This is a genomic window from Enterobacter sp. KBR-315C3_2022 (assembly GCF_041399425.1).
In the GTDB taxonomy this organism is placed as follows: Bacteria; Pseudomonadota; Gammaproteobacteria; order Enterobacterales; family Enterobacteriaceae; genus Enterobacter.
Genome location: NZ_JBGKEB010000002.1, coordinates 64,675 through 86,177 on the forward strand (window position 1 = coordinate 64,675; position 21,503 = coordinate 86,177).

At 57.3% G+C, this 21,503-nt stretch carries 21 protein-coding genes; 18 read left to right on the forward strand and 3 right to left on the reverse strand.

Going from position 1 to position 21,503, the window contains the following annotated elements:
* The first annotated feature begins 77 nt into the window (after positions 1-77).
* The 18 genes from AB8804_RS03095 (at position 78) to AB8804_RS03180 (ending at position 18,561) form a co-directional block, all read left to right on the forward strand.
* Complete coding sequence (locus AB8804_RS03095; RefSeq protein WP_371182993.1) at positions 78-2,456, forward strand: DMSO/selenate family reductase complex A subunit; 2,379 nt, start codon at positions 78-80, stop codon at positions 2,454-2,456.
* Positions 2,453-3,082, forward strand: coding sequence for a DMSO/selenate family reductase complex B subunit (locus tag AB8804_RS03100; RefSeq protein WP_371182995.1), 630 nt, complete (start codon positions 2,453-2,455; stop codon positions 3,080-3,082). Before AB8804_RS03095 ends, AB8804_RS03100 begins: the two co-directional genes overlap by 4 nt.
* Positions 3,075-3,878 (forward strand): dimethyl sulfoxide reductase anchor subunit family protein, encoded by an 804-nt coding sequence (locus tag AB8804_RS03105; RefSeq protein WP_371182997.1) that lies wholly within the window; start codon positions 3,075-3,077, stop codon positions 3,876-3,878. Before AB8804_RS03100 ends, AB8804_RS03105 begins: the two co-directional genes overlap by 8 nt.
* Positions 3,875-4,738 (forward strand): 4Fe-4S binding protein, encoded by an 864-nt coding sequence (locus AB8804_RS03110; protein ID WP_371183495.1) that lies wholly within the window; start codon positions 3,875-3,877, stop codon positions 4,736-4,738. The genes AB8804_RS03105 and AB8804_RS03110 overlap by 4 nt, the downstream gene beginning before the upstream one ends.
* Positions 4,739-4,871: 133 nt before the next feature.
* Positions 4,872-5,303 (forward strand): nucleoside-diphosphate kinase, encoded by a 432-nt coding sequence (ndk, locus tag AB8804_RS03115; protein ID WP_371182999.1) that lies wholly within the window; start codon positions 4,872-4,874, stop codon positions 5,301-5,303.
* A gap of 168 nt (positions 5,304-5,471) precedes the next feature.
* A complete protein-coding gene (locus tag AB8804_RS03120; RefSeq protein ID WP_371183001.1) occupies positions 5,472-6,638 on the forward strand; it encodes a bifunctional tRNA (adenosine(37)-C2)-methyltransferase TrmG/ribosomal RNA large subunit methyltransferase RlmN in 1,167 nt (388 codons plus the stop codon).
* A gap of 293 nt (positions 6,639-6,931) precedes the next feature.
* Complete coding sequence (rodZ, locus tag AB8804_RS03125) at positions 6,932-7,933, forward strand: cytoskeleton protein RodZ (RefSeq protein ID WP_371183003.1); 1,002 nt, start codon at positions 6,932-6,934, stop codon at positions 7,931-7,933.
* 26 nt (positions 7,934-7,959) lie between these two features.
* Complete coding sequence (ispG, locus tag AB8804_RS03130) at positions 7,960-9,078, forward strand: flavodoxin-dependent (E)-4-hydroxy-3-methylbut-2-enyl-diphosphate synthase (RefSeq protein ID WP_020690022.1); 1,119 nt, start codon at positions 7,960-7,962, stop codon at positions 9,076-9,078.
* A gap of 81 nt (positions 9,079-9,159) precedes the next feature.
* Complete coding sequence (hisS, locus tag AB8804_RS03135) at positions 9,160-10,434, forward strand: histidine--tRNA ligase (protein ID WP_371183004.1); 1,275 nt, start codon at positions 9,160-9,162, stop codon at positions 10,432-10,434.
* A gap of 13 nt (positions 10,435-10,447) precedes the next feature.
* The gene (locus tag AB8804_RS03140; protein WP_371183006.1) at positions 10,448-11,068 is read left to right on the forward strand and encodes a YfgM family protein; all 621 of its coding nucleotides are present in this window, start codon (positions 10,448-10,450) and stop codon (positions 11,066-11,068) included.
* Positions 11,069-11,078: 10 nt separating this feature from the next.
* Positions 11,079-12,257: an outer membrane protein assembly factor BamB gene (gene bamB / locus AB8804_RS03145; RefSeq protein ID WP_371183008.1), complete on the forward strand. Its 1,179-nt coding sequence runs from the start codon at positions 11,079-11,081 to the stop codon at positions 12,255-12,257.
* A gap of 112 nt (positions 12,258-12,369) precedes the next feature.
* Positions 12,370-13,848 (forward strand): ribosome biogenesis GTPase Der, encoded by a 1,479-nt coding sequence (der, locus tag AB8804_RS03150; RefSeq protein ID WP_371183010.1) that lies wholly within the window; start codon positions 12,370-12,372, stop codon positions 13,846-13,848.
* 205 nt (positions 13,849-14,053) lie between these two features.
* Positions 14,054-14,545 carry an Hcp family type VI secretion system effector gene (locus AB8804_RS03155; RefSeq protein ID WP_371183012.1) on the forward strand — a complete coding sequence of 164 codons (492 nt, stop codon included), beginning with the start codon at positions 14,054-14,056 and terminating at the stop codon, positions 14,543-14,545.
* Between the two features lie 44 nt (positions 14,546-14,589).
* A complete protein-coding gene (locus AB8804_RS03160) occupies positions 14,590-15,090 on the forward strand; it encodes a DUF2778 domain-containing protein (protein WP_371183497.1) in 501 nt (166 codons plus the stop codon).
* Positions 15,074-15,346, forward strand: a complete 273-nt coding sequence (locus AB8804_RS03165) for a hypothetical protein (RefSeq protein ID WP_371183014.1) — start codon at positions 15,074-15,076, stop codon at positions 15,344-15,346. The genes AB8804_RS03160 and AB8804_RS03165 overlap by 17 nt, the downstream gene beginning before the upstream one ends.
* A gap of 314 nt (positions 15,347-15,660) precedes the next feature.
* On the forward strand, positions 15,661-17,202 hold the full coding sequence (locus tag AB8804_RS03170) for a peptide MFS transporter (protein WP_371183016.1): 1,542 nt from the start codon (positions 15,661-15,663) through the stop codon (positions 17,200-17,202).
* A 60-nt stretch (positions 17,203-17,262) separates the two neighbouring features.
* Complete coding sequence (locus AB8804_RS03175; protein WP_371183018.1) at positions 17,263-18,291, forward strand: Gfo/Idh/MocA family oxidoreductase; 1,029 nt, start codon at positions 17,263-17,265, stop codon at positions 18,289-18,291.
* Positions 18,292-18,339: 48 nt separating this feature from the next.
* The gene (locus tag AB8804_RS03180) at positions 18,340-18,561 is read left to right on the forward strand and encodes a zinc ribbon domain-containing protein (RefSeq protein ID WP_371183020.1); all 222 of its coding nucleotides are present in this window, start codon (positions 18,340-18,342) and stop codon (positions 18,559-18,561) included.
* On the opposite strand, the gene AB8804_RS03185 is transcribed toward AB8804_RS03180, so the two are convergent.
* Genes AB8804_RS03185 through xseA form a run of 3 tightly spaced genes read right to left on the reverse strand, consistent with a single transcriptional unit; the run spans position 18,558 to position 21,360 of the window.
* Positions 18,558-18,908 carry a protealysin inhibitor emfourin gene (locus AB8804_RS03185; protein ID WP_024908659.1) on the reverse strand — a complete coding sequence of 117 codons (351 nt, stop codon included), beginning with the start codon at positions 18,906-18,908 and terminating at the stop codon, positions 18,558-18,560. The two genes, AB8804_RS03180 and AB8804_RS03185, sit on opposite strands and share 4 nt — an antisense overlap.
* Positions 18,909-19,928: a M4 family metallopeptidase gene (locus AB8804_RS03190; RefSeq protein WP_371183022.1), complete on the reverse strand. Its 1,020-nt coding sequence runs from the start codon at positions 19,926-19,928 to the stop codon at positions 18,909-18,911.
* A 58-nt stretch (positions 19,929-19,986) separates the two neighbouring features.
* Positions 19,987-21,360, reverse strand: coding sequence for an exodeoxyribonuclease VII large subunit (xseA, locus tag AB8804_RS03195; protein ID WP_371183024.1), 1,374 nt, complete (start codon positions 21,358-21,360; stop codon positions 19,987-19,989).
* Positions 21,361-21,503: the final 143 nt, after the last annotated feature.

Here is a 21,503-nt window from a genome sequence, read left to right on the forward strand (position 1 = left end):
ATGGATTACCTTGATACCTATCAAAAATAGGGGTCCATAAAACCGCGAGAATGCGTTTTTATGTTAAGGACCCAATCATGAAAAAAATAACAGACCAGGGAGAGGGGTTATTACCTTCGGTGTCCCGGCGCAATTTCATCCAGGCCAGCTCGGCGCTGGTTGCGCTCCCTTTTATCACCACGTCAGGCAGCGTGCAGGCGCAGCCCGCCGATGCAGCGGAGAATGTCTCCCCGGAACGCGTCGTTCAGACCTGCAGCACCTTTGACTGCGGCGGCAAGTGCGATATTCGCGCGCACGTCAGCGAAGGGGTCGTTACCCGTATCTCCACGCGGCCCGACGATGCACTCGACCCTGAAATGCCCGTTATGCGCGCCTGCGTGCGCGGTCGGGCGTATCGGAAATTCGTCTACCATCCTGACCGTCTGAAATATCCGATGAAGCGCGTGGGCAAGCGCGGCGAGGGGAAATTTGAGCGCATCTCGTGGGATGAAGCGACCACGCTGATTGCCAACAATTTAAAAACAATTACCGAAAAATATGGCGTTGCGTCGCGCTATGTTCACGTGGGTACGGCGGTCTCCGGCGGCACCTTCTCCGGGGATAAGATGGTGCGCCGCCTGCTGAATCTGACCGGCGGCTACCTGGAAAGCTACCATTCGGTGAGCATGGGCAACACCGCGGCCGCGACGCCCTATACCTACGGCACCGCCGCCAGCGGCAGCTCGCTGGACACCTTGTTGGATACAAAGCTGGTGATCCTGTGGGGGCACAACCCGACGGAAACCATTTTTGGCCACACCAACTACTACTTCCAGAAGATGAAGCAAAACGGCACCCGCTTCATCGTTGTCGATCCGCGCTATTCCGACACGGTGTCGTCGCTTGCCGACCAGTGGATCCCGCTGCTGCCGACCACGGACAACGCGCTGATGGACGCCATGATGTACACGATCGTGACGGAGAATCTGCACGATCGCGACTTCCTGTCGCGCCACGCGATCGGCTTTGACGAAGCGTCAATGCCCGAAGGCGTGCCGGCGAACGAATCGCTGATGGCCTATCTGACCGGCGCAAAAGACGGTCAGGCGAAAACGCCGGAATGGGCGGAGAAGATCACCCACGTGCCCGCGCAGACGATCCGCCAGCTGGCGCGCGACTATGCCAACACCAAACCCGCGGCGCTGATCCAGGGCTGGGGCCCGCAGCGTCATAACTGCGGCGAACGCACCGCGCGCGGATCGACCATTCTGGCGACGCTGACGGGCAACGTCGGCGTGAAGGGCGGCTGGGCGGCAGGCTACGGCGGCTGCGGCAACCGTAAATTTGCCGCCGGTCCGGAAATGCCGGACAACCCGGTGAAGGCCAAAATCTCGGTGATGAACTGGGTGCAGGCCGCGGATGACGCCTCTCAGGTGACGCCGGACGTCGGGCTGAAGGAGGCTGACAAGCTGGACAGCAATATCCGCATTCTCTTCTCCCTTGCCGGTAACTACCTGGCGAACCAGAACCCGGATCTGCACCAGGCCACGCGCGTGCTGGAGGATGAATCCAAAATCCAGTTCATCGTGGCAAGCGATCTGTTCATGACCCCAAGCGCGAAATACGCCGATCTGCTGCTGCCGGAGACCAGCTTTATGGAGCGCTGGAACATCGGCGAAACCTGGGGCACGGCAAGCTATCTGATCCTCTCCGAAAAGCTGATCGAGCCGGAGTTTGAGCGCCGCTCGGACTACGACTGGCTGCGCGAGGTGGCCGCGAAGCTCGGCATCGAGCAGGCGTTTAGCGAAGGCCGCGATGAAAAAGCGTGGATCGAACACATCTGGGAGCAGACCTGCCTGGCGATGCCGGATGAAAACCTGCCGGACTTTGCGACGCTGCAAAAGACCCGCCAGCATCTGTTCAAGAGCGCGCCGTTTGTCGCCTTTGAAGAAAACGTGCGCGATCCGGAAAACCATCCTTTCCCGACGCCGTCCGGAAAAATCGAGATCTTTTCCAAGCGTCTGTACGACATGCACCATCCGGAGATCCCGGCGCTGTCGCACTACGTTCCCGCCCATGAGGGCCCGGAAGACGCGCTGGCGAAATCCTTCCCGCTGCAGCTGATTACCTGGAAAGGAAAAAACCGCGCCAACTCGACGCAGTACGCCAACCCGTGGCTGATTGAAGCGCAGCAGCAGAAGCTGTGGATCAACCCGCAGGACGCGCAGCGTCGCGGCATTGCGCAGGGCGACACCGTCCGTATCCATAACCAGCGCGGCATTTGCGAGGTTCCGGCGGAAGTCACCCCGCGCATTATTCCGGGCGTTGTGGCAATGCAGGCGGGTGCCTGGTGGCAGCCCGACGAACGCGGCGTCGATAAGGGCGGCTGCGCAAACGTGCTCAGCTCGGCGCGCATCACCGCGCTGGCGAAAGGGAATTCACATCAAACCATGCTGGTGGAGGTAGCAAAAGCATGAGTCAGTTTAAAGAGTATCCGCCGGTGAGCGACAAACAGCTGGGGTTCTTTATCGACTCCTCGCGCTGCTCCGGCTGCAAGGCGTGCCAGGTGGCGTGCAAAGATAAAAATAACCTTGAGGTAGGGCGTCGTTTTCGCCGCGTGTATGAGGTCAACGGCGGGAACTTCATCCCAACCGGGCAGGGCGGCGTGAGCAATAACGTCTTTGCCTATACGCTCTCTATCTCTTGCAACCACTGCGCGGACCCGATTTGCACCAAAAACTGCCCGACGACCGCGATGCACAAGCGGCCGGGTGACGGCATCGTGCGCGTCGACACCGACAAATGCGTCGGCTGCGGCTATTGCGCGTGGTCCTGCCCTTACGGCGCGCCGCAGCTCAACGAACAGACCGGACAAATGTCAAAATGCGACTTCTGCGTGGATCTGCAGGCGAAGGGTGAGCTGCCGGTCTGCGTGGCAACCTGCCCGCTGGAGGCCATCAAGTTTGGTCCGATTGACGAGCTGCGCGCTAAATATGGCGCGCTGTGCGACGTAAAAGGGCTGCCGGACTCGTCCATCACGCGGCCAAACCTGGTGGTTAAGGCCCATCAGGGGGCAGAAAAGGAGGGCAAATGTCATGCATGAGCTACCGCTGCTGATCTTTACGCTTTTCCTCCAGGGCTCCGTGGGCATTACGCTCTGGCTCGGGTTTGATCGCCAGCAGGTGATGGGCGCGCAGGCTTCATGCCGCAGCGTGGCCATCGCGGCGGCCGGTGCGTTCGTGCTCGCGAGCCTGGGGCTTCTCGCGTCCGCCCTGCATATGGGCTACCCGCTGAATGCCCTTAACGCGCTGCGCCACGTTGCCAGCTCCTGGCTCAGCCGCGAGATCGTGTTTGCCAGCCTTTATCTGGCGGCGCTCGGCCTTGCGGTGCTCCTGCTGTTCTTCGGTAAACCTGGCGGAAAAGCGCTGCTGGCGCTGGCGGGCATCATCGGCCTGGTTGACGTGTTCTGCATGGCGCAGATTTACATGCACGCGTCGGTCATCACCTGGCAGCACGTGAACACCCTGGTCCTGTTTATCGGCTCGGTCGGCATTATCGGCTCCGCCGTCGTGGCGCTCGGGGCGCAAACGCGCAGCGCCCTGCGTGGTGCCGCGATCGCGGTGACGCTGCTGGTGCTGATTCGCCTGCTGATGCAGCCGGTCTGGCTGGCGGATATCGCGGCGCTGGATCATACCGTCGTGACCTTCCCTCACGATCCGCTGCGCATGCTTGAGCAGCTGCGCAGCGTGCATCTTCTGGGCTGGTGCGCGTCCGTAGTCGGGATGCTGTGCTTCGCGGCTGGCGGCCTTAAGCAGGCGCGTAGCCTGCTGCTGGCGGGCACCGCGCTGCTGGTTGTCGGCGAAGTGCTGCTGCGCTTTGTCTTCTTCAGCATTGGCTGATGGACATCCTGTTCGCTTCGGCGGTGGGCGTGACGCAGGACTGCGTCCGCCGCCGCTTTCGCAGCGCCTCCTGCCATGCCTGCGCGGACGTATGCCCCGCGCGGGCATTTTCCATGACTGACGGGCGGATTTCCGTTGATGATTCGCTCTGCATTGAATGCGGAGACTGCCTGTTTGTTTGCCCCGCGGACGCCATTTCGGGCGTCAGCCCGCAAAAACGCTACCAGCATGACGACGCGCTGGTGGGGCCGTTTAGCCACAAGGCGCCAACGGTTAACGAGCTTCTGCTCTGGCACGCGCAGCGCGGGGTTCGCTCAATCAGCCTGGAAGCCGAAGGATTTACCGCGTGGATGGTGGCGCTGGCCGGGCTTAACCTCGCGCTTCGCAGTTTCGGTGAGCCGACCTGGACCTTCAGGCCCGCACTGAAAAAGGAGATCGACGCCGCGCGTCGAACGCTAATCCACGTTCCTCGCGACGCGGTGAGCGCGCGCGCCGTCCTGCCGGGGTTGCGGCAGCTCAGGGCGGCGTTTCCCGATTTCAGCGAATGTCATCTCACGATTGACCCGGAAAAATGCGTTCTGTGCGGCGCCTGCTGGCGAAGCTGCGCGGAGAAGGCGCTGAGCTTTGAAGCAGGCATTTTAGCGATCGAGCCGGGGCGCTGTACCGGATGCGGCGGATGCGAAAACGTGTGTCATCATCAGGCGGTAACGCTTACGCCCGATAAAGGCGCGGCGCGGCGAAGCGAGAGGGCAGCACATGCGTCGACATGCCAGGAATGCAGCCGCCCGTTCTGGACCTTTAATCGTGAAGACGCGCGCTGCTACCTCTGTCAGCACCATCACCACGGCATGCGGCGCTGAATCTGTTGCTAATCTTCATCTCATTTTAAAAAAATGTTATCTGAATCCATAGGCAATAGCGTTATTGCTCTTTATAATCCGCGCCACACCATACTTCGGTATGCAAAACAACAGAACATTGACAGAGGTTATCATGGCTATTGAACGTACTTTTTCCATCATTAAACCAAACGCGGTGGCAAAAAACGTTATTGGCAGCATCTTCGCTCGCTTTGAATCAGCAGGGTTTAAGATCGTTGGCACCAAAATGCTGCACCTGACCGTTGAACAGGCTCGCGGTTTCTACGCTGAGCACGACGGCCGCCCATTCTTTGACGGTCTGGTTGAGTTCATGACCTCAGGCCCAATTGTCGTTTCCGTGCTGGAAGGCGAAAACGCGGTACAGCGTCACCGCGATCTGCTGGGTGCAACCAAACCGGAAAACGCGCTGGCAGGGACTCTGCGCGCGGACTACGCCGACAGCTTCACCGAGAATGGCACCCACGGTTCCGACTCTCTTGAATCTGCTAAGCGCGAAATCGCGTTCTTCTTCGCAGAAGGCGAAGTGTGCCCACGTACCCGTTAATTTAGCGGTTTCGTTTACACATTAATTTCGTAAATGCCGCGTGCAAACGTGGCATCCCTGCGTCAGACTTTGTACAATGCAACGCCCCGGACGAGCCGATGCTTTCCGGGGCGTTTCTTTTCAACCCTCCACGGGCCATAACGTGTAACAACGAGGCCGGAATATATTATGTCTGAACTAGTGAATACCTCCGAAGTCGCCGTTCCTGCGGTTCCAAATAAAAATGGAAAAATCAACCTGTTGGATCTGAACCGTCAGCAGATGCGCGAGTTCTTTAAAGAGATGGGCGAGAAGCCGTTTCGTGCTGATCAGGTCATGAAATGGATGTACCACTATTGCAGCGACAACTTTGATGACATGACGGACATCAACAAAGTGCTGCGCAACAAGCTCAAGGAAGTGGCTGAAATCCGCGCGCCGGAAGTGGTCGAAGAGCAGCGCTCGTCCGACGGCACCATCAAATGGGCGATTGCCGTGGGCGATCAGCGCGTTGAAACGGTTTATATCCCGGAAGACGACCGCGCCACGCTGTGCGTCTCTTCGCAGGTTGGCTGTGCGCTGGAGTGTAAATTCTGCTCTACGGCGCAGCAGGGCTTTAACCGCAACCTGCGCGTGTCTGAAATTATCGGCCAGGTGTGGCGCGCGGCGAAAATCGTCGGCGCGGCAAAAATCACCGGCACGCGTCCAATCACCAACGTGGTGATGATGGGCATGGGCGAACCGCTGCTTAACCTGACGAACGTGGTGCCCGCGATGGAAATCATGCTGGATGACTTCGGCTTTGGTCTCTCTAAGCGCCGCGTTACGCTCTCTACCTCAGGCGTAGTGCCTGCGCTGGACAAGCTGGGCGACATGATTGACGTGGCGCTGGCGATCTCACTGCACGCGCCGAACGATGAAATCCGTGACGAAATCGTACCGATCAACAAAAAGTACAATATCGAAACCTTCCTCGCCGCCGTGCGTCGCTATCTGGAAAAATCCAATGCGAACCAGGGGCGCGTGACCATCGAGTATGTGATGCTCGATCACGTCAACGACGGTACCGAACATGCGCATCAGCTGGCAGAACTGCTGAAAGATACGCCGTGCAAGATCAACCTGATCCCCTGGAACCCGTTCCCGGGCGCCCCGTATGGGCGTAGCTCAAACAGCCGTATCGATCGCTTCTCCAAAGTGCTGATGGAGTATGGTTTCACCACCATCGTGCGTAAAACCCGCGGTGACGATATCGATGCCGCCTGCGGTCAGCTGGCTGGCGACGTTATCGACCGCACCAAGCGTACGATGCGTAAACGTATGCAGGGCGAAACCATTGCGGTTAAGGCTGTGTGATTATTATGCAGTCACGGCGCGTTTTCTGCGCCGTGACGCATAATCTTACTGAATAAACAGTCATATTCATGTTGAATGATTAATAATTACGGTGCGTTTCATATGACTTTCGGGCAGTATGTAACGACGTAACAACAGTTTAGCTTCATGGGCAGGACTGCACTGTCATCTCAGACGTGACAGTCTTATACTGTCTGTTTATGGTTAACTGACCAGAAGTTTCGCGGTGCGGGCGGCATTGTGACTCACCGGCACCTGAACCCTTATTTTTCACGTACCAGTAGTTGTAGCGAATGAATACTGAAGCCACTCACGACCAACATGAAGCACTCTCCACTGGCGTTCGTCTTCGCAACGCCCGTGAACAACTCGGACTTAGCCAGCAGGCCGTTGCAGAACGCCTGTGCCTGAAGGTTTCCACGGTTCGCGATATTGAAGAAGATAAGGCCCCAGCCGATCTGGCTTCAACGTTCCTTCGCGGCTATATCCGTTCTTACGCGAAACTGGTGCATATCCCTGAAGAAGAATTACTGCCAATGATGGAGAAGCAGGCACCGGTCCGTGCAGCAAAAGTTGCGCCGATGCAGAGCTTCTCGCTGGGCAAGCGTCGTAAAAAACGTGACGGCTGGCTGATGAGTTTTACCTGGCTGGTGCTGTTTGTGGTCGTCGGCCTGACGGGCGCATGGTGGTGGCAAAACCACAAAGCGCAGCAGGAAGAGATCACCACGATGGCCGACCAGTCTTCTGCCGAGCTGAACCAGTCCGGCAACGACGGCGCGCAGAGCGTGCCGCTGAACACCGACGGCGCAGCGTCCTCCAGCGAACCGCAGAGCGCGGCCACTGACACGCCGGCTACCGATGCGCCAGCCGCAACGGCGAACACTGCGCCAGCCGCGCAGGCACAGGATCAGAACGCGGTCGTTGCGCCTTCTCAGGCTAACGTTGATGCCGCTCCGGCGACTGCCGCACCGGCAGACACCGCGGCTGCATCGCTGCCGACCAGTCAGGCTGGTGTGGCAACCCCGGCGGCCGATCCCAACGCGCTGGTGATGAATTTTAGTGCCGACTGCTGGCTGGAAGTGACTGACGCAACGGGTAAAAAGCTGTTTAGCGGCCTGCAGCGTAAAGACGGCACGTTAAACCTAACCGGTCAGGCACCTTATAAACTTAAAATCGGCGCTCCGGCCGCGGTACAGATCCAGTATCAAGGAAAACCTGTCGATCTGAGCCGCTTTATCAGAACTAACCAGGTTGCACGTCTTACCGTTAATGCCGAACAATCAGCAGCACAGTAACAGACGGGCAACGCGGGAGATTTTTCATGCATAACCAGGCTCCGATTCAACGTAGAAAATCGAAAAGGATTTACGTTGGGAATGTGCCAATCGGCGATGGTGCCCCTATCGCCGTTCAGTCGATGACCAATACGCGCACGACGGATGTGGAAGCGACGGTCAATCAGATTAAAGCGTTAGAACGCGTGGGCGCGGACATTGTTCGCGTTTCCGTCCCAACGATGGACGCCGCTGAGGCGTTCAAGCTGATCAAACAGCAGGTCAGCGTTCCGCTGGTCGCTGATATCCACTTTGATTACCGCATTGCGCTGAAGGTTGCCGAATATGGCGTCGACTGCCTGCGTATCAACCCGGGCAACATCGGTAACGAAGAGCGTATCCGCATGGTGGTGGACTGCGCCCGTGATAAAAATATCCCTATCCGTATCGGCGTAAATGCCGGATCTCTGGAAAAAGATCTCCAGGAAAAATACGGTGAGCCGACGCCGCAGGCGCTGCTTGAATCCGCGATGCGCCACGTCGATCATCTGGATCGTCTCAACTTCGATCAGTTTAAAGTCAGCGTGAAAGCGTCAGACGTATTCCTCGCGGTAGAGTCTTATCGCCTGCTGGCAAAACAGATCGAGCAGCCGCTGCACCTTGGGATCACCGAAGCGGGCGGCCTGCGCAGCGGGTCCGTTAAATCGGCGATCGGTCTGGGTCTGCTGCTCTCCGAAGGGATCGGCGATACGCTGCGCGTTTCTCTAGCGGCCGATCCGGTAGAAGAGATCAAGGTCGGTTTCGATATTCTGAAATCGCTGCGGATCCGCGCCCGTGGGATCAACTTTATTGCCTGCCCAACCTGCTCGCGTCAGGAGTTTGACGTCATCGGCACCGTGAACGCACTGGAGCAGCGTCTGGAAGATATCATCACGCCGATGGACGTCTCCATTATCGGCTGCGTGGTGAACGGTCCGGGCGAGGCGCTGGTGTCAACGCTCGGCGTAACCGGCGGCAACAAGAAAAGTGGTCTCTATGAAGATGGCGTTCGTAAAGATCGTCTGGATAATAGTGACATGATCGACCAGCTCGAAGCCCGCATTCGTGCCAAAGCCAGCATGATGGATGAAGCGCAGCGCATCAGCGTTCAGCAGGTTGAAAAATAACGTGTTGGGAAGCCGCGAGCTTCCCATGTATGATTGAACCCATTCTTTGGGTTCTTTTTTGTATATAGAAAGAGAATAAACGTGGCAAAAAACATTCAAGCCATCCGCGGCATGAACGATTATCTGCCTGGCGAAACCGCCATCTGGCAGCGCATTGAAGGCACTTTAAAACAGGTGCTCGGCAGCTACGGTTACAGCGAAATCCGTTTGCCGATTGTAGAGCAGACCCCGTTATTCAAACGCGCGATCGGCGAAGTGACCGACGTGGTTGAAAAAGAGATGTACACCTTCGAGGACCGCAATGGCGACAGCCTGACCCTGCGTCCGGAAGGAACGGCGGGCTGCGTACGCGCCGGCATCGAACATGGTCTTCTGTACAATCAGGAGCAGCGTCTGTGGTATATCGGCCCAATGTTCCGCCACGAACGTCCGCAGAAAGGGCGCTATCGCCAGTTCAACCAGCTGGGCGTGGAAGTTTTTGGTCTGCAAGGGCCGGACATTGACGCCGAGCTGATTATGCTGACCGCCCGCTGGTGGCGCGCGCTCGGCATCGCTGACCACGTTTCTCTGGAGCTGAACTCTATTGGCTCTCTGGACGCGCGCGCTAGCTACCGCGATGCGCTGGTGGCGTTCCTGGAGCAGCACAAAGACAAGCTTGATGAAGACTGCAAGCGCCGCATGTACAGCAACCCGCTGCGCGTGCTGGATTCCAAGAACCCGGACGTGCAGGCGCTGCTGAACGACGCGCCTGCGCTGGGTGACTATCTTGACGAAGAGTCTCGCGAGCACTTTGCTGGGCTGTGCAAGCTGCTTGAAGCGGCGGGCATTGCCTACACCGTGAACCAGCGCCTGGTGCGCGGTCTGGACTACTACAACCGCACCGTCTTTGAGTGGGTCACCACCAGCCTCGGTTCACAGGGTACCGTGTGTGCCGGCGGTCGTTACGATGGTCTGGTCGAGCAGCTGGGTGGCCGTGCCGCGCCTGCTGTAGGCTTCGCCATGGGCCTTGAGCGACTTGTTTTGCTGGTTCAGGCGGTTAATCCGGAATTTAAAGCAGATTCCGTTGTCGATATATACCTGGTGGCCTCAGGTGCGGATACGCAACCTGCGGCGATGCAGCTTGCCGAACGGGTGCGCGATGCGCTGCCGGGCGTGAAGCTGATGACCAACCATGGCGGCGGCAACTTTAAAAAACAGTTTGCTCGTGCCGATAAGTGGGGCGCAACGATCGCACTGGTTCTGGGTGAGTCCGAAGTGGCGAACGCGGAAGTGGTGGTAAAAGACCTGCGCTCTGGAGAGCAAACAACGGTAACGCAGGACGGCGTTGCGGCGCACTTGCGCACTTTATTGGGCTAAGGAGAAGGACTGCGTGGAAATTTACGAAAACGAACACGACCAGGTTGATGCGATCAAACGCTTCTTTGCAGAAAATGGCAAAGCGCTGATTGTTGGCGTCATTTTAGGCGTTGGTGCGCTGGTGGGCTGGCGCTACTGGAATAATCATCAGGCTGACTCCGCTCGCGGTTCGTCCCTGAGCTATGAAAATACCGTCAGTGCAATTCGCGCCGACCAGCCGCAAACGCTGGCCGCTGCAGAGAAATTTGCGGCTGACAACAAAAATACCTACGGTGCGCTGGCCGCGCTGGAAGTAGCCCAGCAGTACGTTGATAAAAACGAGCTGGATAAAGCGGCTGCACAGCTGTCCCAGGGACTGGCTGCTGCTAAAGATGAAAATCTGAAAGCGGTGATCAACCTGCGCCTGGCGCGCATTCAGGTTCAGCAGAAAAAAGCTGATGACGCGCTGAAAACGCTCGACACCATCAAAGGTGAAGGCTTTGCTGCCATCGTTGCCGATCTCCGCGGTGAAGCGCTGCTGAGCAAGGGCGACAAAGAGGGCGCGCGTAAGGCGTGGCAAGCTGGCGTGGATAGCAAAGCGTCTCCTGCGCTGAGCGAAATGATGCAGATGAAAATAAATAATTTGTCCGTCTGAGAGGGACCCGATGCAATTGCGTAAATTACTTCTGCCAGGACTGCTTTCCGTTACGTTATTGAGTGGCTGTTCACTGTTCAGTGGCGAAGAAGATGTTGTCAAAATGTCCCCGCTGCCGACGGTTGAGAACCAATTTACTCCGTCAACCGCATGGAGTTCCTCCGTGGGGAATGGTATCGGCGATTTCTACTCTAACCTGCATCCAGCGTTTGCTGACAGCGTCGTCTATGCGGCTGACCGCAAAGGCACGGTGAAAGCCGTTAACGCCGATGACGGTAAAGAAGTCTGGTCCGTGAATCTGGCTGAAAAAGACGGCTGGTTCTCCCGTAAGCCTGCACTTCTCTCTGGCGGTCTGACCGTGTCTGGCGGCCATGTTTACGTGGGAAGTGAAAAGGCTCAGGTGTACGCGCTGAACGCCAGCGATGGTTCTATCGCATGGCAAACGGCGGTCGCCGGTGAAGCACTGTCCCGTCCCGTTGTGAGTGACGGAATGGTGCTGATTCACACCAGCAACGGTCAGCTGCAGGCGCTGAACGAGGCGGATGGTCTGGTGAAATGGACCGTTAACCTGGATATGCCTGCGCTGTCTCTGCGCGGTGAATCTGCGCCTGCCGTTGCATATGGCGCTGCCATTGTTGGCGGTGACAACGGTCGCGTAAGCGCGGTTCTGATGCAGCAGGGCCAGATGATTTGGCAGCAGCGTATCTCTCAGGCAACCGGTTCAACCGAAATTGACCGTCTGAGCGACGTAGACACCACCCCGGTTATCGTTGATGGCGTGGTTTACACGCTGGCGTACAACGGCAACCTGACCGCGCTGGACCTGCGCAGCGGCCAGATTATGTGGAAGCGTGAACTGGGCTCCGTGAACGACTTCATCGTAGACGGCAACCGCATCTATATGGTCGATCAGAATGACCGCCTGCTGGCGCTGAGCATCGAAGGCGGCGTGACGCTGTGGACCCAAAGCGACCTACTGCACCGTCTGTTGACCGCACCGGCACTTTACAACGGTAGCCTGGTGGTAGGCGATAGCGAAGGCTATATGCACTGGATCGATCCGCAAAACGGACGCTTCACCGCCCAGCAGAAAGTTGATAGCTCCGGCTTCCTGACGGACCCGGTGGTTGCCGACGGTAAACTGTTGATTCAGGCAAAAGACGGCACGCTGTACGCGATCACGCGTTAATTACACGGCGGTTGTAGTATACTCAACGGCTCCTGTTCGCTCAGGGGCCGTTTTGACTTTTTGAAAAACGCCGCGATAGCGACGTGATATTGAATTTTATGAGGCTTCAAACATGGTACCTGTGGTCGCGCTTGTCGGGCGCCCTAACGTTGGAAAATCCACTCTTTTTAACCGTTTAACACGCACCCGTGATGCGCTGGTTGCGGATTTCCCGGGGCTGACGCGTGACCGTAAGTACGGTCGTGCAGAGGTGGAAGGTCGCGAGTTTATCTGTATCGATACCGGCGGTATTGATGGAACAGAAGACGGCGTCGAAACCCGCATGGCGGAACAGTCGCTGCTGGCGATCGAAGAAGCGGACGTGGTTCTGTTTATGGTGGATGCGCGTGCGGGCCTGATGCCGGCGGACTCCGCGATTGCTAAGCATCTGCGCGCGCGTGAAAAGCCAACCTTCCTGGTGGCGAACAAAACTGACGGCATTGATGCCGATCAGGCCGTGGCTGACTTCTGGTCTTTAGGCCTCGGTGAAATCTACCCCATCGCTGCCTCTCATGGCCGCGGCGTGACAAGCCTGCTTGAAACCGTTCTGCTGCCGTGGGTTGACGAAGTGAACCCGCCGGAAGAAGTGGACGAAGATGCCGAATATTGGGCGCAGTTCGAAGCCAGCGAAAATGAAGAGGGTGAAGAAGAGCCTGAGGATAACTTCAATCCACAGGATCTCCCGATTAAGCTGGCGATTGTTGGTCGTCCGAACGTAGGTAAGTCCACGCTTACTAACCGAATTCTGGGTGAAGATCGCGTCGTGGTATACGACATGCCGGGCACCACGCGCGACAGCATCTATATCCCGATGGAGCGTGATGAACGCGAATATGTGCTCATCGACACCGCTGGCGTACGTAAGCGCGGGAAAATCACCGAAGTCGTTGAAAAATTCTCCGTTATCAAAACGCTGCAGGCGATTGAAGATGCCAACGTGGTGCTGCTGGTTATCGACGCGCGTGAAGGTATCTCCGATCAGGACCTCTCGCTGCTCGGCTTTATCCTCAATAGTGGGCGCTCACTGGTTATCGTCGTCAACAAGTGGGACGGCCTGAGCAACGAAGTGAGAGAGCAGGTTAAAGAGACGCTGGACTTCCGCCTGGGCTTCATCGACTTCGCGCGCGTGCACTTCATCTCTGCGCTGCACGGCAGCGGCGTTGGCAACCTGTTTGAATCTGTCCGTGAAGCCTATGACAGCTCCACCCGTCGTCAGAGCACCGCGATGCTGACGCGCATCATGAACATGGCCGCAGAAGACCACCAGCCGCCTCTGGTGCGCGGTCGCCGCGTGAAGCTGAAATACGCTCACGCAGGTGGTTATAACCCGCCAATCGTCGTGATTCACGGTAACCAGGTTAAGGATCTGCCGGATTCCTATAAGCGTTACCTGATGAACTACTTCCGCAAGTCGCTGGACGTGATGGGTACGCCTATCCGCATCCAGTTCAAGGAAGGGGAAAACCCGTTTGCCAACAAGCGCAATACCCTGACGCCAAACCAGATGCGTAAGCGTAAGCGTTTAATTAAGCACATCAAGAAAAGCAAATAATCATTGCTGAGTTTCCTACAAAACCCGCGCACGCCGCGGGTTTTTTGTCTTTGTAATACGTGATAGCAAGGCGCGAAAGCACTGGTTAAAAGGGGCCTTTCTCAACTTTCGGAATATTTAAAGATAAAGACGCACTCAGTGCTGAGGAAAAAAGGATAAGCAGGTGTAGAAAAGCGGGAGGAATAACGACAAAAGGGAAATCAAAGTGTCTGTACCCGCTTATATCTGGCTTTATAACTCAACCGGAACCCTGATACAGGGGGGCTCTAACGTCTTATTGCGTGAAGGCGCTATAGAAATGCAGAGCTTCAACCACGGCATCCATATCCCCTACGATAATAACTTTGGAAAACTCACCGGCACACGCGTGCACGATCAGCTGAGCTTTACCAAGGAGCTGGACAGGGCAACACCATACCTCAATCGCGCCGTATGCCAGGGCGAAACGCTCCAGCAGGGGATTATCAAGTGGTATCGAATCAACGATGCTGGCGTGGAGGAGGAGTTTATGCACATCATTTTGAAGAAAGTAAAAGTGGTGGCCGTGACGCCAGTTATGCACAATTTCAAAAATACCGCAGGGCAAATGAATAACCCGACCGAGTCGGTATCGTTGGCATACGAAAGCATCACCTGGCTTTATCTCGACGGGAATATCACCTACACCGACACCTGGAATCAGAGGATATACGCTTGATCAGCTGCCGCGTTGACTTTAACCATCTTTATGATGATGGCCGCGTGGCCCGCCTCGATGTTAGCGGCGTTGGCTCGTTCCCTGTATTTAGCGGGCTGGACGAACTGGTAAATAAGCCTGAGTGTTCTTTCATGGAGAATGCGACCGTTCCTCCTGGAAGCTACTGGATTGTAGACAGGCCCGCAGGTGGCATGTACTCCCATGCTCAAACGTGGTTTAAACACGCTTTTACGGGCAATAATTATTATGACTGGTTCGCTTTATATCGTAAGGATGGCGTGGTGGATGACTTTATGAGGTTCGATATAGACGCCCAACACCACTATCTCCGCGGTCATTTCCGGCTCCACCCACCGCGGCCAGATGGATCGGGAATTAGCGAAGGATGCATTACCTTTTTTCTGTCGCGAGACTTTTACACGGTGCGAGCTGCGCTTCTGCGTGCTCACCGTCACCGTATACTGCAGGGAGATCACCTGTGGGCGTACGGTGATATAACCGTGATTGGGAATACATCGGGGAGATGTAATGTCACGTCCGGTTAAATGGTCTGTTCGCGTTTTGGGTTTTATGGCCGTTACGTTCGTGCTCATGCTAACGGGTATTTTTGATCCCCTGGCCGAAAGCTTGAAGTGCACCGTTACGGATCTGCTGAATTACATCCCATACGAAAAGGGGCCATACCCAGACCGCGTAGAAGATACCTATTTCACGATTTATATCATTTGCAATGTGCTGGCATCTGCTATGGCTGTATTTATTGGCGAGATGGTCGTGAAATTAAGCCGTATCGAGTGTTAAAGGCAGTTTGCAAATAATCATTGCAGAGCTACCCTAAAAACCCGCGCACGCCGCGGGTTTTTACGTCTTTCATACCGTGCGTTTTCTCTCTGTGATGTCAATCACTAATCGTTTTTAACCTTGTTTAAATCCAGAAAAGTAGACAATCATCGAATTTTCGTCTTAAAGTCCTGGGTCTGGTACTAGACAAAACTAGCGCCTGGTTATCAAATGGTTAACCAATTTTCGCCGTATGTAAAAAATCGGTCAGATACGTAACTGATCGGCGTACATGCCGGTGTTTACAAGCACGACACATACCTTTCGGGAGAATTATGCAATCCTCTGTTAATCAAAAAGAAAGCCGAACGTTCTTCGGCCATCCGTATCCGCTCGGTTCGCTGTTCTTTACCGAAATGTGGGAGCGTTTCTCGTTTTACGGCATTCGCCCGCTGCTGATCCTGTTTATGGCGGCCACCGTGTATGACGGCGGAATGGGGCTGGCGCGTGAAAACGCGTCGGCGATTGTCGGTATCTTCGCGGGGACGATGTACCTCGCGGCGCTGCCGGGCGGCTGGCTGGCGGATAACTGGCTCGGGCAGCAGCGGGCCGTCTGGTACGGTTCGATTCTGATCGCGCTCGGCCACCTGTCGATTGCGCTCTCGGCCTTTATGGGCGACAACCTGTTCTTCATCGGGCTGATGTTTATCGTGCTCGGTTCTGGCCTGTTCAAAACCTGTATCTCGGTGATGGTGGGCACGCTGTACAAAAAAGGCGATGCGCGTCGCGACGGCGGTTTCTCGCTGTTTTACATGGGCATCAACATGGGCTCGTTCATCGCGCCGCTGATCTCCGGCTGGCTGATTAAAACCCACGGCTGGCACTGGGGCTTCGGCATCGGCGGCATCGGGATGCTGGTGGCGCTGATCATCTTCCGCGTGTTTGCCGTTCCGTCGATGAAGCGCTACGACAGCGAAGTGGGCCTGGACTCAACCTGGAACAGCCCGGTCGTGAAGCGCCGCGGCGTGGGGGCCTGGCTGCTGGCGCTGGCCGTCGTAGTAGCCATTATCGTTACGCTTATCGCGCAGGGCGTGATTGTGATTAACCCGGTTGCGGTCGCCAGCGTGCTGGTTTACGTGATTGCGGGCTCCGTTGCCCTCTATTTTGTCTATCTGTTTATTTTTGCGGGCCTGAACCGCAAAGAGCGCGCCAGGCTGCTGGTCTGCTTTATCCTGCTGATTTCCGCCGCGTTCTTCTGGTCCGCGTTTGAGCAGAAGCCGACCTCGTTCAACCTGTTCGCCAACGACTACACTAACCGCATGATTGGCGATTTTGAAATCCCTGCCGTGTGGTTCCAGTCGATCAACGCGCTGTTCATCATCCTGCTGGCACCGGTATTCAGCTGGGCGTGGCCGAAGCTGGCGACCATGAATATTCGCCCGAGCAGCATTACTAAGTTCGTTATCGGCATTCTGTGCGCGGCCGCGGGCTTTGGCATCATGATGATGGCAGCCCAGAACGTGCTGGCTAGCGGCGGCGCGGGCGTGTCGCCATTCTGGCTGGTGGGCAGTATCCTGATGCTGACGCTCGGCGAACTGTGCCTGAGCCCGATTGGCCTGGCGACCATGACCCTGCTGGCACCGGAAAGAATGCGCGGTCAGATGATGGGGCTGTGGTTCTGCGCGAGCGCGCTGGGCAACCTGGCCGCAGGCCTGATTGGCGGCCACGTTAAGGCGGATCAGCTGGACATGCTGCCAGATCTCTTCGCGCGCTGCTCCATTGCGCTGCTGATCTGTGCCGCCGTGCTGATCGTGCTCATTGTTCCGGTGCGCCGCATGCTGGAAAATGCGCAGACTAAACCGGTCGCTAGCGCCTGATAAACCTCGGCATTGCCGGGGCGGACGCAATCCCCGGCAATGCAATCTTCGAGGTAGAATATGCTGATAGGATTTATTGGGCTCGGCGCGGTGGTTGAAACCGCATACCTGCCCGCGCTAAGAACGATTTTTGGCGAGACGCTACGCTGTTCGGGCTTCGACATTCAGCCCGCGCGGCATCCAGCAGGCATAGCGCGCTGCGCTTCACTCCCCGAGCTGCTCGCTCAACCGCTTGATATCCTCTTTATCACCACCGCATCCCTTCAGCATCTTGAGGTTCTGGAGCAGGCGCTCCGCTCCGCTATCCCGCGCATCGTGGTAGAAAAGCCCGTCGTCGCCACGCTTTCCCAGATTGAAAGGCTGAAATGGCTGCTGGCAGCGCCCGGCGCGGCAGCCCGCGTGCTGGCGCTCGACCACTGGATGGCCCGAACGCAGGCGGCGAGGCATATCGCCGGGACGTCAGATATCGTCAAAATCGAAGGATTTCTGCAGGAGCCGAGCGGGCTTAACGCCGCGGGAGAACCGATCGCGCTCAACTTTGCCACCGGCGAGCCGGACACGCGCACGCTTCGCCATCCTGACGGCGTCATTCTGGATATCGGCACCCACGTGCTGGCAATGCTTCGGGAAACGGTGCATCTCATTGGCGGTAATGATGACATGGCGCTGCGGGTCGCCGCCGCTAAAGACCGGCTGGGACGTGAAATTGCGAAAGGGGATTTCGTCACCGCAGAGGGCGAGGCGCATCTTCAGGGGCAGATTGGCGGCGTGCCCGTGGATATCTGGCTCAATAAATATGCGGGGCCGGCCGGAGGCCAAAAGGGGCTGCGGATTTACCTGCGCGACGGGCGCATTATCAACCACGACCGGCGTGGCGCAGAGGATGTGCTTGAGCACGGCACGGACGGCGACGTCCAATGCGAGCATCTTCCGGGAACGCTTTATGCGCGCTGCCTGACAGAATGCATTTTGGGGGCGCGGAGCCTGTTCGAGCGCGGTTCGCAAGACGTCAGGAGAACAACCGAGCGCAGGATTCAGGAGGTCGAGCTGCTGCTCACCCTGCAGCAGCAGCTTCGTGGTCCACACTGAGTACAGCGTGATAAGATCAACGCATTACAGCTAAGCAAAGGAGCTTCCATGACCATTACCTGCCCGGAATGCCGCGCGGCGCTTGAGCCTCAAAACGGCGCGGCGCACTGCGAGCGGTGCAACAAAGATTTCGCGCTTGAAGCGCGCTGCCCGGACTGCCACCAGCCGCTTCAGGTGCTAAAAGCCTGCGGCGCGGTGGACTACTTCTGCCAGAACGGCCACGGGCTGATCTCTAAAAAGCGCGTGGAGTTTGTGCTGCCTGGCGCCTAATCGCATACGCAGCCTTCGCCTTTTTTCCACAGCTCGACCAGCGACTCGGGCGCTTCCTGCTCCGGCACCAGCACGATGATGTCGGCGTAGTGCGCCTGATTTTGTCCGGTCCAGATTATCTGAATACGGAAATAGCGCTGGTCGCCGCTGCCGGGTGAAGAGGCTTGCCCGGGCGGCTGACCGCGCGGGAAAGCCTGCTCCAGAATGCTGACCAGGCGCTGGCGCTGGGCCTCGTTAAGCGACGAGAGCGCGATGGTGCGCTGGCCGCTCAGCTTGGGGATAAACGCGACGCCGCCTTCGCGGGCCAGCTCGACCACGGCGTCATCCGTCAGTTCTGGAACCTGCATTCACAATACTCCCACCTGTTCCCAGGCGCGTTTAATGGCCGCTCCAACGTCGCTGCCCGAGCGTTTTTCGCCGTGGGCAACCGTCAGCTTCGCAAACGCGTCAAAGTCTGCATCCTGCGCCAGGCTGCGGTCGCAAACCGTGTCGTACCAGGCACAACCCGCTTTTTCCCAGGCGTAGCCACCAATGGCCGTCGCGGCCAGGTAAAATGCCCGGTTTGGAATGCCGGAGTTCAGGTGCACGCCGCCGTTATCCTCGCGCGTTTTAATAAAGTCTTTCATATGGGCAGGCTGCGGATCTTTACCGAGGAGGGGATCGTCGTAGGCGGTACCGGGCTCAGACATCGAGCGCAGCCCTTTACCGTTAATGCCTTTCGCCAGCAGCCCCTCGCCGATCAGCCAGTCGGCCTTATCGGCGGTTTGCTTCAGATGATACTGCTTGACCAGCGAGCCAAACACGTCCGACAGCGATTCGTTCAGCGCACCCGACTGTTCAAAATAGATAAGCCCGGCTTCCGTCTCGGTGACACCGTGGCTGAGCTCGTGCGCGACAACGTCGATAGCAATCGTAAAGCGGTTGAAAATCTCGCCGTCTCCATCGCCGAACACCATCTGCTGACCGTTCCAGAAGGCGTTCTGATATTCCCGGCCATAGTGAACGGTGCCGGTCAGAATCAGCCCCTTATTGTCGAGGGAATCGCGCTGGTATTGCTTCCAGAAAAAATCATGCGTGACGCCCAGATAGTCGTAGGCCTCGTCGACGGCCACGTCGCCGTTTGTCGGCTGGCCTTCGTAGCGCACCTGCGTGCCGGGCAGCTCCTGGGTTTGCTTTGCATCGTAAATATCGCGCTCCAGCTGGCCGGCTTTGTTGACGTGCGGCGCGGCGGGTTTGCCCGGCATATGGGCCATCAGGGTCTGGACGTGGGTTAAGGTCTGACGGGCGCAGCGCTGCTGCGGCTCTGAGCCGGTTTCGATAATACGGCGAAGAATATAGGGGGGAATAACGCTGTGAAGATGGGGCATGCTGCTCTCCTTATTAAAAAAGGGAATAGCAGCAGTATAGTAATTAACCGGCGAAGTATTATCCGGTTTTACGCTGACGCGTCTTTTTCACCGGTTTAATTGATTTCACTTCGCTTTCCACCCAGCCGTCCGACAGACGCGTGGTCAGCACGTCACCGGATTTGACCTGCTTCGTTTGCTTCAGCAGTTTTCCATCCGTCGCGGTGGTCACGCTATAGCCGCGTGCCAGGGTGGAGAGGGGGCTGACGGCTTCCAGATGGGTCACCGCGTTGCCAAAGCGTTCACGGGTGGTGCTCAACCGGGCGCGGATATTTTCCGCCAGGCGGTACTCGAGCTGCTGAATGCGCGTCTGGGCGCGGTAAATTTTCGGCTGCGGATTCTGCTGGTTAAGGCGCTGCGTCACGCGCTGCTGGCGCGAGACCGCGTGCTTAAGCTGGCCGTCCAGCGCGAAGTTCATCCGCTGGCGCAGGCGCTCCAGCACGGTTTGCTGGCGGGCCAGGCGCAGCTGCGGATGCTGCTGCTGTAAACGATGATAAATCTGGGTAAAGCGGCGAGTGCGGTTGGCGAGGAAGTAATCCATTGCCATTTCCAGACGCTGCTGGCCGTTCTGAATCTGGCGCAGCAGCTCGAGCTGGTTGCGGCTCACCACTTCCGCCGCCGCGGACGGCGTCGGCGCGCGCAGGTCCGCGACAAAGTCCGCGATCGTCACGTCCGTTTCATGCCCGACGGCGCTGACCACCGGAATAACGCTTGCAAAGATCGCCCGCGCCACGCGCTCGTCGTTGAAGCTCCACAGGTCTTCCAGCGAGCCGCCGCCGCGGCCAACGATTAACACGTCGCACTCCTGACGCGCGTTCGCCAGCTCGATGGCGCGCACGATCTGGCCCGGCGCATCGTCGCCCTGAACGGCGGTTGGATAGATAATGACGGGCAGGGAAGGATCGCGACGCTTCAGCACGTGTAAAATATCGTGCAGCGCCGCGCCGGTTTTTGAGGTAATCACCCCAACGCAGTGGGCGGGCGAGGGCAGGGGCTTTTTATACTGCTGGTCGAACAAGCCCTCCTCGGAGAGCTTCGCTTTTAGCTGCTCATACTTTTGCTGTAGCAGGCCTTCACCCGCAGGCTGCATGCTCTCGACGATAATTTGATAGTCGCCGCGCGGCTCATACAGGGTGATATTGGCGCGAACCAGAACCTGCTGGCCGTGCTGGGGGCGAAACGTCACGCGGCGGTTGCTGTTGCGGAACATCGCGCAGCGCACCTGGGCGGTGTCGTCTTTTAGCGTGAAGTACCAGTGCCCGGACGACGGCTGCGTAAAGTTCGAAATCTCACCGCTGATCCAGACCTGCCCCATTTCCTGCTCAAGCAGCAAACGCACCGTCTGGTTAAGGCGGCTAACGGTATAAATTGAGGGGGATTGAGAGGGTAACATGTGAGCGAGATCAAATTCTAAATCAGCAGGTTATTCAGTCGATAGTAACCTGCCCTGAGGCGAGCGCAAGCATTTTTTGCAAAAAAGTGTAGATGCAATCGGTTACGCTCTGTATAATGCCACGGCAATATTTAACCACCCAG